The 11,857-nt window shown below is 65.8% G+C and carries 13 protein-coding genes; 3 read left to right on the top strand and 10 right to left on the bottom strand.

Annotation, left to right across the window (positions count from 1 at the left end; genetic code table 11):
* The first annotated feature begins 21 nt into the window (after nt 1-21).
* From MLGJGCBP_RS34980 to MLGJGCBP_RS34970, 3 genes are all read left to right on the top strand, one after another.
* Nucleotides 22-282: a hypothetical protein gene (locus tag MLGJGCBP_RS34980; RefSeq protein ID WP_007296006.1), complete on the top strand. Its 261-nt coding sequence runs from the start codon at nt 22-24 to the stop codon at nt 280-282.
* Nucleotides 283-316: 34 nt separating this feature from the next.
* A complete protein-coding gene (locus MLGJGCBP_RS34975) occupies nt 317-979 on the top strand; it encodes a class I SAM-dependent methyltransferase (protein WP_007296005.1) in 663 nt (220 codons plus the stop codon).
* Nucleotides 980-1,040: 61 nt separating this feature from the next.
* The gene (locus MLGJGCBP_RS34970) at nt 1,041-1,463 is read left to right on the top strand and encodes a hypothetical protein (protein ID WP_007296004.1); all 423 of its coding nucleotides are present in this window, start codon (nt 1,041-1,043) and stop codon (nt 1,461-1,463) included.
* Between the two features lie 132 nt (nt 1,464-1,595).
* Here the strand turns inward: MLGJGCBP_RS34970 and MLGJGCBP_RS34965 are convergent, their stop codons facing one another.
* The 10 genes from MLGJGCBP_RS34965 to MLGJGCBP_RS34920 form a co-directional block, all read right to left on the bottom strand.
* Entirely contained in the window at nt 1,596-3,086 is a 1,491-nt protein-coding gene (locus MLGJGCBP_RS34965; RefSeq protein ID WP_007296003.1) for an aspartate ammonia-lyase, read from the bottom strand.
* 102 nt (nt 3,087-3,188) lie between these two features.
* Nucleotides 3,189-3,626, bottom strand: a complete 438-nt coding sequence (locus MLGJGCBP_RS34960) for an ArsR/SmtB family transcription factor (RefSeq protein ID WP_007296002.1) — start codon at nt 3,624-3,626, stop codon at nt 3,189-3,191.
* Between the two features lie 83 nt (nt 3,627-3,709).
* Complete coding sequence (locus MLGJGCBP_RS34955) at nt 3,710-5,188, bottom strand: aldehyde dehydrogenase family protein (protein WP_007296001.1); 1,479 nt, start codon at nt 5,186-5,188, stop codon at nt 3,710-3,712.
* Nucleotides 5,185-6,231: an oligopeptide/dipeptide ABC transporter ATP-binding protein gene (locus tag MLGJGCBP_RS34950; RefSeq protein ID WP_007296000.1), complete on the bottom strand. Its 1,047-nt coding sequence runs from the start codon at nt 6,229-6,231 to the stop codon at nt 5,185-5,187. The genes MLGJGCBP_RS34955 and MLGJGCBP_RS34950 overlap by 4 nt, the downstream gene beginning before the upstream one ends.
* Nucleotides 6,228-7,229, bottom strand: coding sequence for an ABC transporter ATP-binding protein (locus MLGJGCBP_RS34945; RefSeq protein WP_007295999.1), 1,002 nt, complete (start codon nt 7,227-7,229; stop codon nt 6,228-6,230). Before MLGJGCBP_RS34945 ends, MLGJGCBP_RS34950 begins: the two co-directional genes overlap by 4 nt.
* Nucleotide 7,230: 1 nt before the next feature.
* Complete coding sequence (locus tag MLGJGCBP_RS34940; protein ID WP_007295998.1) at nt 7,231-7,953, bottom strand: GntR family transcriptional regulator; 723 nt, start codon at nt 7,951-7,953, stop codon at nt 7,231-7,233.
* 47 nt (nt 7,954-8,000) lie between these two features.
* Entirely contained in the window at nt 8,001-8,903 is a 903-nt protein-coding gene (locus MLGJGCBP_RS34935; protein WP_007295997.1) for an ABC transporter permease, read from the bottom strand.
* Nucleotides 8,890-9,696 carry an ABC transporter permease gene (locus MLGJGCBP_RS34930; RefSeq protein WP_007295996.1) on the bottom strand — a complete coding sequence of 269 codons (807 nt, stop codon included), beginning with the start codon at nt 9,694-9,696 and terminating at the stop codon, nt 8,890-8,892. The genes MLGJGCBP_RS34935 and MLGJGCBP_RS34930 overlap by 14 nt, the downstream gene beginning before the upstream one ends.
* A gap of 180 nt (nt 9,697-9,876) precedes the next feature.
* Complete coding sequence (locus MLGJGCBP_RS34925) at nt 9,877-11,154, bottom strand: NAD(P)/FAD-dependent oxidoreductase (protein WP_007295995.1); 1,278 nt, start codon at nt 11,152-11,154, stop codon at nt 9,877-9,879.
* Nucleotides 11,151-11,852: a haloacid dehalogenase type II gene (locus MLGJGCBP_RS34920; RefSeq protein ID WP_012686891.1), complete on the bottom strand. Its 702-nt coding sequence runs from the start codon at nt 11,850-11,852 to the stop codon at nt 11,151-11,153. Before MLGJGCBP_RS34920 ends, MLGJGCBP_RS34925 begins: the two co-directional genes overlap by 4 nt.
* Nucleotides 11,853-11,857: the final 5 nt, after the last annotated feature.

Below are 11,857 nucleotides of genomic sequence, written 5' to 3'. Positions count from 1 at the left end.
GCAGGTCAGCGAGGAGTTGTGGTGAGTGCGGCGTCGAGTCTGGAGGTCGAGGATCTGCGGTGGGGCTGGGGCGCCGCCGGATTCGTCCTTGGCTGCGCCGCGGTGCTGGCCTTCACCCCGCTGTACCTGGTGCTGGCCGCGGCCGCGCTCGGGTTGGCCGGGATGGCCGTGTTCCACCTCGCCGGTCACCGCACCGCCGGCGCCCGGCTGGCCTCGTTCGGGCTGGGGGTGCTGATCCCGGCCGCCGCCGGCGCGGTCCTGGTGGGAATCAATTCGTTCTGACAGACGAGTCCATCTGACAGGTAGGGGGAGCACCGTGGGACTGGGGGCACGACTTCTCGGCGACCACCGCGGTCACGCGGACGACGCCAGCGGCGGACTGATCCGCCGGGCACGGCTGTACGAACTCGTCTCCGCGGCCGCCTTCCTCGGCCGGCGCCGCCGGGTCTTCGACCGGCTGGTGTCTCTCAGCGGCGCCGGTCCGGGCGACCGCGTCCTCGATGTGGGGTGCGGCACCGGCTATTTCGCCACCCGACTTGCCGCGGCGATCGAGCCGGGCGGCCGGGCCCAGGGCATCGACCCGTCCTCGCCGATGATCGATTACGCCACCGGGCGGCGCGGCACCGCGCACACCACCTTCTCCGTCGCGGCCGCCGAACGGCTGCCCTTCCCCGACAACTCCTTCGACGTGGTGACCTCGACCCTGGTCATCCACCACATCGCCCCGAACGCCCGCGCCGCCGCGGCACGGGAAATGGCCCGGGTCCTGCGGCCCGGGGGCCGGGTGCTGATCGCCGATTTCCGTCCGCCGACCAACCCGGTCGCGAACCATCTGATCGGGGCCCTCGCCGGGCACGCCATGCAGCACACCCCGATCGACGACTTCGCCGCACTCCTCGACAGGGCTGGATTGCACACCACCGCAACCGGCGAACAAAAGCCCTGGCTGCGCTACCTCCAGGCGGACAAGACCCGGTGAGCAGCGGAGCGAGTGCGGTTCTCATCCTGCATCGCACCGCACTGAGCCCTATCGTGTGCGAATGGGACTGGGACTTCTGATACTCGATCTCCCACGCGCCTGGTCCCGGCACACCGCACTCGACACGGCTGCCGATGCGCTGCGCGAACGCGGAATATACAACTGGTCCAGGCTCGAATTACGCGGCACAGCCGCGACCGGAACAGACCTGGTCCGCCAGTTCACCTTCACGTATTGGGACCCGTCGACCCATGGACGGCAGGTTTACAATCTCAGCTACACCGACCTGTGGGAGCGCCTCGATGCCGCCGACCGCACCACGCTGCTGAGCGTTCTCTCCGGCGGCACCATCGGCTCCCACGTCACCACAACGCTGGCCCGCGTCGCCGGCGACGACTTCCTCGTCCGCGACCGTGAGGGCAACCAAAACCTGCCCCGTAGCCTCCGCCACTTTCTTCGTGCAATGGATGACCACCGCAGGTGAGATGGTCGAGCGGAAGCACAGATCCGAGGATCGGTGGTGGCATCGACGCGCGTGACCGACATGATGTGCAGTCCCCAAGTCTCCGGGCCAGGCCCCCGTAGTGGCACGGGTTCGGCGCCGTGTGTCTGCGTGTCACACGGGCGCTTCACCTTGGAGAGGGGGGTGCCAGAAATCGGGTGTCGGTATTTCCACGAAGGCGCGCGCTTGCCTGAAGTGTTCGAGTTGTTGTGGTCGCACCAGAACTTCCGGTCGCAGCAACCGTTCGAGCTGGTCTGCCGTGAGGAGCCCGCGTGTGACCACGATGTCCGGAATGCTGCGGCCAGTGGAAAGCGACTCCTCAGCAACGGAAGTGGCGGCGGTGTACCCGATGTGCGGGTTCAACGCGGTGATGATGCCGATGGAATGTTCGACATCGGCGCGGAGTTTGTCCGCGTTGGCGGTGATGTCCGGGACACATCGCTCCGTGAGAGCCCGACAGGCTGCACTGAGATGTGTCAGGGATTGAAACAAACTCGAGGCGATGATCGGCTCGAGGGCGTTGAGTTGGAGTTGGCCCCCTTCTGCGGCCAGGCTGATCGTGACATCGTTCCCGATGACTTCGTAGGCGACCTGGTTGACCACCTCCGGCACGACCGGGTTGACTTTGCCCGGCATGATCGATGATCCCGCTTGGACTGCTGGCAAATTGATTTCGCCCAGGCCGGTGCGTGGACCCGAGGAGAGCAGGCGCAGGTCGTTGCAGATCTTCGACAGTTTGACCGCGGTGCGCTTGAGAACTCCGGACAGCTGAACGAATGATCCGACATCTTGTGTCGACTCGATCAGGTCGGTTGCGGTGGTCAAGGGCAGGCCGGTGATGGCACGGAGAGCCTCACAGGCGGTTTCCGCGTACAGCGGGTGGGTGTTGATTCCTGTGCCGATGGCGGTGCCACCGAGGTTGATCTCGGCGACGAGGCGTTCGGCTTCGAGCAGTCGGTCGGCGTCCTCGGTCACCATCACCGCGTAGGTGCCGAATTCCTGTCCGAGTGTCATGGGGACGGCGTCTTGGAGCTGAGTGCGGCCCATCACCACGTCGTGAAACTCCGTCGCCTTGATCGTGAACTCGGTGGCGAGGTCTTTCATTGCCGCTCGGAGGTGATCGATGGCGAAGTGCAGGGTGACCTTGATTGCGGTGGGGTAGACGTCGTTGGTGCTCTGACTGAGGTTGACGTCCTCGAGGGGATGCACCTCGCGGTAGGTTCCGCGAGGGAGCCCGAGTATTTCCAGTGCGCGGTTGGCGATGACCTCATTGGCGTTCATATTCGTCGACGTGCCCGCGCCGCCTTGGATGACATCGACGACGAACTGATCGTGAAACCGGCCGCCGCGGATTTCTCTGCATGCCTCCACGATTGCCGTCATCCGTCGTGTGTCGAGAAGACCCAGCTGATGATTCGTCTGTGCTGCGGCTTCTTTGACGCTGGCCAAGGCGACAATCAATTCGGGGTAGACACTGATCGGGGTTCCCGTGATCGCAAAATTCTCTACCGCTCGGAGTGTGTGAATGCCGTAATAGGCGGAATCGGAGACCGGGCGGGTCCCGAGGAGATCGTGTTCGTCCCGCGTGACAGGTGGAGGGGGCATCGGGCCTTCTCTCTCGAGCAGATCTGAACAAGGCGGATCGGGGATGGGCATGTCGGATGGTGAACAGACTCGGACGGCTGGGGCGGGAAGGCCGCATCGGTCTCACGAGGCTGCGCACGCAAATTTGCTACCCGCTCCGGTCACCCCGGCGCTGGGAGGAGGGGCATTCGCCGTCTCTGGAGGTCCGGTTGCGCCGGCACCGCGACCTCCCGTAACCCCGCTGCAGGAGAGGGCGTCGGTGATGAGCATCCTGGCGTAATCATTTTCGAGTCGGTAGAGCCGGCGAGTGCCTATCCTGCGGGAGGCCACCAAGTGCGCTGCTCTGAGTTGGGCCAGATGCCGAGAGACCGTCGATGCCGGAGTGCCTACTATCGCGGCGATGTCGTTGACCGATCGCTCGCCGCCGGTGAGCGACCACACCACTCGGACACGGGTGGGATCGGAGAAGAGCCGAAACACCTCGACCAGGAAGGCCACATTGGCGTTATTCCACTGCGGCCGCGGTAGGGACCGGGCCGTTGCCTCGTTGTGGTGGAGCATCGAGCCCCCGCTTTCCGCTCAGTGCGTCGTGGTGGAACCCGTGTTGCCGGGGACAATGCGTCGCGACATCGGTGTCGTGATGATCAGGGTCGTTGCGTTCGGGCTGCGACGATTTTCGGTTCGGTGAGTGCTTCGACTGCACTCCACACACCTTCGCGGCCGATGCCGGATCGTTTGACTCCGCCGAAAGGCATGGCATCGATCCGGAAGTCCGGACTCGAGTTGATCAGCACTGCGCCGACCCGGAGCTTGGCGGCCAGGTCCAGAGCGACATCGATATCTTGGGTGAACACGCCCGCTTGCAGCCCGGTATCGACTGCATTGGCCGAATCGATCACCGAGTCGAGGTCGGTGAACGGGTCGATCATGACCACCGGCCCGAACACCTCGTTGGTCCTGATCTGTGCGTCGCGGGGCACGTCGGTCAGCACTGCCGGGGTCACGAACGTTCCGGTGCGGACGCCACCGGTCCGCAACACCGCGCCGCCGTCGACGGCCTCATCGATCCATCCGGTGATGCGGCGCGCCTGGTCTTCGTCGATGAGGGGCCCGATATCGGTGGCCGGGTCTCGCTTACTGCCGACCACCAAAGCTGACGCACCTTCGACCACCCGGTCCACGACAGTGCGGTAGAGACGGTTGTGGACGAATACCCGCTGCACCGACAGGCAGTTCTGGCCGGCCACCCCGAACGCGCCGTCGACAATGGACGCGGCGACTTCCTCGGGGTCGGCGTCCGCGCAGGCGATCCGCGCATTGTTGCCCCCGAGCTCCATCAGGAGTTTGCGGGCGGGCCCGGCGTGCGCGATCAGGTCGGCCGTCGCCGGGCCGCCGGTGAAGGAGACGACGTCGATCGCCGGGTTGGCGACCAGGGCCTGCCCCGCCGTATCGCCGGTGACCACCGCGAGGTACTCCGGTGGTACGCCGCTGGCGAGAAGGACATCGACGAGGGCGAGCGCCGTCACGGGGGTGGCCCCAGAGGGTTTGAGCACCACCGCATTGCCCGCGATCAGGGCGGGCCCGAGCTTGTGCGCCACCAGGTTGAGGGGATCGTTGAATGGGGTGATGGCCGCGACGACTCCGACGGGTTCGCGGGTGTACCAGCCCGTCCAGCCCTCGCCGCGTGGTGTGTCGTCGAACGCGATGCTGCGGCCGGTCAAGGCGGAGGAGGCTTGGGCGGACAGTCGGAGTGTCTCCATCGCCCGGGTGACTTCGCGGTCGGCTTCCCGGAGAGTCTTGGATGACTCCGCCGTGATCAGGCGCGCGAATCGTTCCCGATCGTGTGCCACCCGTGCCGCCGCCTTCTCGATGGCCTCGCGCCGTTGCCACAGTGGCCAGGCTCGCTGCCGGTGGCCGCGGGCGACGAAGGCAATGGCCTTGTCCACTTCGTGGTCGGTGGCATTCATGACGGTGCCGACCAGGGTGCGGTCCTCGGGGTCGTAGACGTGGAGGTGCCGTGCACCGTCTCGCCACAGTCCTTCCCAGAACCCGCCCGCGAGGGGCCGCCACAGTGGGTTCTGCGGTGCGGGTGCGGTGTCGGCTGGGGTGACCGTGGATGTCATACCGACTTCTCCTTGTCATGTACTAGTGCGGCTCGGACGTCATTCCATCGGTGGCAGCGCACCGAATGTCCCGCCGCGATCTCGGTCAACACCGGTTGTTCGGCGCGGCATCGGTCCACGGCGAGCGGGCACCGGGTATGGAATCGGCAGCCGGGTGGCGGGTTGATCGGCGAGGGCGGTTCGCCGGCAGCCTCGGCGTGGCCCGTGCAGGGGTGTGCGTGGGTTGCGGCCGCGAGGAGCGCGAGGGTGTAGGGGTGCACCGATCCTTCGAAGAGGTCGTCGCGGTCGGCGATCTCCACGATCTGCCCGAGGTAGAGCACGGCGACCCGATCGCTGGCGAATCGCACCACGCGCAGGTCATGCGAGATGAGGACCATGGTGAGGTGGTGTTCACGGCGGAGCCGGGTGAGGAGGTTGAGGACCCTGGCCTGTACCGAGGCGTCCAGTGCCGAGGTCGGCTCGTCGCAGATCAACAGTCGCGGTTTGAGGAGCAGGGCGCGGGCGATGACCACGCGTTGCAATTGACCGCCCGAACACTGCCCCGGGTATCGGCCCAGGTAGGTGTCGTCGAGCCCGACCTCCTGCAGCGAGGCCGAGATCGCGAGCCCCCGTTCGGCGCGGGTTCCGATGCGGTGTTGTGCGAGGACGGCGTAGAGGCTGTCAGCGATGGTCATCCGCGGGTCCATCGCGGCGTGCGGGTCTTGGAAGACCAATTGGGCGATGCGCCGCAGTTGTTTTCGCTGAGACTCTTTCATGGTTCGGGTGTCGAGCCCGTCGATGGCGACGGTGCCGGCATCGAGCTCGATGAGCCGGAGTATTGCCCGGGCGATTGTGCTTTTGCCGGAACCGGATTCGCCGACCAGTCCCAGAACCTGCCCGGCCTTGATGGTCAGCGAGACGCCGTCGATGGAGTGCACATGTTCGCGTGTGCGGCGCAGACCGCGGCGGGGCAGGGGGAAGCGTTTGACCGCGCCCTCCATAACGACCATGTCGGGTGCGTGCTCCGCACGACGGTGCGGGGGAGACATCATCATCGAGGTCATGCGGACTCCCCGAGGTGGATGGGTGCCCAGCAGCGGGTGGAGTGTTCGTGGGGCTCGTGCCGGCCCGCAGTGAGATCGGGCTCGGTGGTGGCGCATTGATGTTCCACGTGTGCGGTCGCTGCCACCGAACATCGGGACCGGAAACGGCAGCCCGCCGACAGGTCGCGGGCGGAGCTGGCGTTTCCGGGAATGGCATACAGCTCCCCGGTCGCGGTGGTCTTGAGCATCGAGGCGTTGATGAGGGCTTGGGTGTAGGGGTGCTCGGGTGCGGCGAGGATGTCCGCGGTCGTCCCCTCTTCGACGATGCGCCCGGCGTACATCACGGCGATGCGGTCCGCGATGGCGGAGACGACGCCGAGATCGTGCGAGATGAACAGGACGGACATGCCGAGCTGTGTGCGCTTGGCTGCGATCAGCGCCAGGATCTGTGCCTCGATGGTGACATCGAGGGCGGTCGTCGGTTCGTCGGCGATCAACAGTTGCGGCTGTCCGGCGAGCGCGATCGCGATCATCACTCGCTGTGCGATACCACCGGAGAGCTGGTGTGCGTAGGAGCGGGCTCGGCGGTCCGGTTCGGCGATGCCGACGTCGGCGAGTAGTTCGACCGCGGCCCGTCGTGCCGAGTGCCGGTTCATCCCGAGATACCGTCGCAGCGGCTCCGCGACCTGCGCACCGACTGTGGAGGTCGGGTCCAGCATCCGCTTGGGCTGCTGGAACAGTGCCCCGATTCGGCCGCCCCGCACCTTGTTCATGGCGCGATCGGACAACCCGAGCAGATCGACCCCGTCGAGCGTGATCGCGCTGGCGTTCATCTGCGCGCCGCGCGGGAGCAGGCGCATCAACGACAGCGCGGTCATGCTCTTGCCGGACCCTGATTCCCCGACGAGGGCGAGTATTTCACCGCGATCGATGTGGAAACTCACCTCGTCGAGTACCGGGCTCGTGGGTGCGCCGTCGAACCTTGCCGACAACTTGGTGACATTCAACAGCTCGGGCATGTCATCCTCCGTGGTGCTGGTGAGTGTGTGCGACTGCGACTGCGATTGCGGATGTGTCGTCACGGTGCGTGGTGAGGGTGTTCATCGCGTCACCGAAATGCGCGTCGAGTGCCTCGATCAGGGCAGGCAGGTTCCCGGTGGTGATCAGCCTGAGCAGGTGCTGATGCTCGTCGAGGAGATCGCCACGGCCTTTGTAGGTGCCGACCAACATGTTCAATCCCAGTCGCGTCTGTCCGGCGAGCTGGGCGTACATGGTGGTGAGCCGTTCACTACCCGCCGCGTAGACCGCGATCTCATGGAATCGGAGATCGAACGCCGAGGCCTGTACCCAGTCCTCTCGGTGAATCGCGAGGGACATGCGCCCGAGCGTTTGTTCGAGTTCGGCGATCAGTGAAGCCGGGGCGCCGCGAGTGACGAGCCGAATCAGTGCGGCGCGTTCGACGGTCGCACGGGCGAAGTAGAGATCCTCCAAGTCCTCTGCGGTCAGCACCCGGACGGTGATCCCGCGGTGCGGGGTGCGCACGAGCAGCTCTTCTTGCACCAGCCGTTGCAATCCCTCACGAACGGGCCCGCGGCTCGTGCGGAACTGCGCGGCCAGTTCCACCTCGTTGAGCGGCATACCCGGTGCGAATGTGCCGTCGAAGATGCGTTGACGTATCTGCGACGTCACGACAGCGGCGAGTGTGCGCTTCGGTACATCGTTGTCGGGTGGCGCTTTTCGCATATTCACGGTCCCTCCTTGGCGGTGCTTTGGGCCGGACGGGTGCAGCGTCAGCTCTGGCGGCTGCGGCGGGCGTTGATGCCTTGACCGATGAGGGTCACGCTCAATGCCGTGATGAAGATGGCGAGACCGGGATAGATGACCAGACCCGGTGCGGCGGACATGAAGGGCTGGGCATCGGCGAGCATGGATCCCCAGTCGGCGTCGGGTGGTTGCACGCCCAGCCCTAGAAAGGACAGGGCGCCGACGGTGATGAGTTTGTGCCCGAAGCGCAGTGCCGCGTGTGCGGTGAGCGGGCTCAGTGCGTTGGGAAGGATGTGCCGGAAGACGATGAAGGTGGACGAGCAGCCGAGCGCGCGAGCGGCTTCGATGAAGTCGCGTGAGTCTATTTCCAGCGTCAACCCTCTTGCGAGTCGGGCGAACGGGGTCCATCCGCCGATGACGAGGGCGAGGATCAGCGTCGTGTATCCGGCGCCGAGGATGGACACCAGGAACATGGCCACGATCATTTCGGGAAAGGCGAGCAGGACGTCGGTGACCCGCATGACGAACTGGTCGAGGGCGCCGCGTCGCCTGGCGCAGACGATGCCGATGAGGGTGCCGCTCACCGCGCAGATCGCCAGGGTGATGGCGGCAATCGAGACAGAGAAGCGGCCGCCGTCCATCAGCCGGCTCAGCACGTCGCGGCCGAGTTGATCGGTGCCGAGCCAATGGCTGCTCGAGCTCGGTGCCAGCCGGTCGCTGAGGTTTTGGGCCGACGGGTTGTAGGGCATGATCCACGGGGTCAGCACAAGGATGACGGTGATCGCCACGATGACGGCGATGCCGATGATCAGGCTGACCGGGGTGTTCCGCAGGGCGTGTACGGCCCGGCTCGGGGTGGAGGCGCGGCGTGGGGCGGGTCGCTCTGGCCGGCTGGGCGCCGGTGCAGTCGGGTTGTCAAGCAGGGACATTCGCTGACCTCACCGTCGGATTGATGTAGGTGTACAGCACATCGGTCGCGGTGGTGATGATGACGGCCAGCGCGACGATGCTGATGATCGATGCTTGGATCACCGGGACGTCCCCGTTCATGACGGAGTCGTAGAGCAGCCGGCCCATGCCCGGCACCGCGAAGATGACCTCCACGACGACGGAACCACCGAGCAGACCTGCCAGCCACACCGAGAACAAGGTGACCACGGGCAGGAGCGAATTCCGCACGCCGTGCCGGACCATCGTCTCCCGGAACGTCAGGCCGCGGGCCCGTGATGCGGTGATGTGCGGGGATTCGAGGACGTCGACCATCGAGGCCCGGGTGACTTGCGTGAAGTAGCTCATCGGCCGCAGCGCCAGGGTCAGGCAGGGAAGGATCATCGAGGACGGGCCGGTCCAGCCCGCCGACGGCAAGGCGCCGAGTTTGAGCGCGAACATCAGGATCAGCACGGGGGCGAGCCAGTACTCGGGGATCGCGACGAAAGCTTGGGTGATAGTGGTGATTACGGTGTCCGTCGGTGTGCCCCGCTTGATGGCGGCGATGGATCCGAGGGGCAGGGCGAACAGTAACGCCACCAGCAGCGAGGTGACTGCCAGTATCGCGGTGACCGAGAGTGCGTGCCCGATCATCTCCATGACCGGGGATCGGCTGGTGTACGACAACCCGAGGTCACCGGTGACGGCCTTGGCCAACCAGTCGAAATACTGCACGACGAGCGGCCGGTCGAGCCCGTAGGCGGCGCGGAGACGCTCGACGACCTCCGGATCCATGGTGACGTCGTTGACCCTTGCTCGGAGAATCTTCCGCGCCGGGTCACCGGGGTGATGTACGGGATGAGGAAGACGACGAACGAGACGATCAGCAAGGTGGCGACGAGCACGGACATGCGTCGGACGATGGCGATCACTACACACCTCCTTCGGTATTTCGGTCTCAGCGGCGGCGACGGTTCAGCGGACCAGGTCGAGGACTCGGAAGAAGGCCCCGGCCGGGGGCAGGAACCAGGGCGGTCCGAAGTGGCCGGGCACCGGCAGGAAGGTCAGATCTCTCCACGGATTCGCCGTGGTGTCGCCGGTGACGATGTGGGAGAGGACCTTTCCCATGTGGGTGGCCATTTGCACGCCGTGGCCGCTGTAGCCGACGGAGTAGTACAGGCCGTCTTGTTCGCCCGCGTGCACCATCTGATCGACCGACATGTCGACCAGACCACCCCAGCAGTAGTCGATGCCGACATCGGCGAGCTGCGGGTAGACCTTGGTCATGGCCCGCTTCAGGATCTGACCGCTCTTGATGTCGGATCCGCTGTTCGACATCGCAAACCGCGCACGACCACCGAAGAGGAGCCGGTTGTCCGGGGTGATGCGGAAGTAGTAGAGCAGGTGCTTGCTGTCGGCGGCGACGCGTTTGCGGGGGAGCAGCTCGTCGACGACGTGCTGGGGGAGCGGTTCGGTGACGATGATGAAACTGCCGATCGGCACGATCCGGCGCCGCAGCCAGGGGGTCAGGCCTCCGGTGTAGCCGCTGGTGGCGACGACGACCTGGTCGGCCCGCACCACACCCCGAGCGGTCTGGATGTCGTGCTGGTATCCGTCCCGTTTGGTCATGGCGGTGACCTTGCAGCCCTCGTGGATCGACACGCCGTTGGCGGCGGCCGCCCGCGCGAGCCCGTGGACGAGTTTGCCGACGTGTACCCCGGCGCCGAGGGGGTCGACCATCGCGCCGTGGTAGAAGGAACTGCCGATCTCGTCGCGAATGTCCTGGGGCGGGATCAGGGCGACGTCTTGGCCGGTGTACTTGCTGATCAGTTCCGCGGACCGCTCGAATCCGGTGTAGTGACTGGGTTTGCAGGCCAACGTCAGTTTCCCGGTGCGCTCGAATGCGCAGTCGATGCCCTCGGTGGTGACGAGGTCTTCGATCGTGTCGATGGCGGCGTTGTAGGCGAGGAACATCTCCCTCGCCCGTTCGGGTCCGTACCGTCGCACCGCGGTGGGAAAGGAAATGGCCAGCCCGGTGGTGGCCATGCCCCCATTGCGTCCGGAGGCACCCCATCCGATCGTGTGCTCCTCGAGCAGCACCACCGAGGCGCCGGCTCGCGCCACATGCAGTGCGGTCGACAGCCCGGTGAGACCGGCGCCGATGACGGCGACGTCGGCGTGCGCGGGCACATCGTTGCGGCGGTAGTCCGCTCCTGGCTCGGCCGTGTCCAGCCAGTAGGACCCGAGCTTCACGATGCGTCCGCGGTGCTCATCGCGCGCAGCCCGAGCAGCGCCGGCACTCCGCCCAGGTCCGTGGTCTCGGCGTAGCCGTAGAACGGTGTAGACGGATCGTAGCCACGGTTGACGTAGACCTTGTGCGTGATTCGAAGCTCGTGCGCCGGTATCACGTCGTACCAGATGTGCGAGGAGACGTGCAGGATCTCACTCGGTTTGGCATCGAGTTGGTCGAGCATGTACTCGAACGCCCGGTAGCGGGGCTTGTAGGCACCGGCCTGCTCGGCGGTGAAGACCCGGTGGAAGTCGACACCGAGTTGCTCGATGTTGCGGGCCAGCATGCTGTCGACCGCATTGGACAAGATCACCAGCGGATATTCCGCGGCCAATGCCGCGAGAGGTTCCGGCACGTCCGGGTGCGGGCCCCACGAGCCGACCGCCTCGATGATGGCGTCGACGTCCGAGGGCTTGAACTGAATTCGCCAGCGGTTGCAGGCGCGGAGCCAGGAGTCGCGCAGCAGCTGGGGATACAACTTGAACGGCCCGAGCACTTCATCCATCCGGTATGCCCGGAAGTCGGCATTGAAGGCCGCGACATCGGCAGGGGCGATTGTGTCTTTGATGAGCGGCGCGACCGCCTCGGCCATCTGGAAGTTGGTCAGTGTCCCGTAGCAGTCGAACGTGATGAACTTGGGTTCGAAATCGCTCAGTTCCATGACGG

The organism is Rhodococcus sp. T7 (assembly GCF_009872365.1).
GTDB lineage: Bacteria > Actinomycetota > Actinomycetes > Mycobacteriales > Mycobacteriaceae > Rhodococcus_F.
This window is presented reverse-complemented; position numbering and strand designations above follow the sequence as displayed.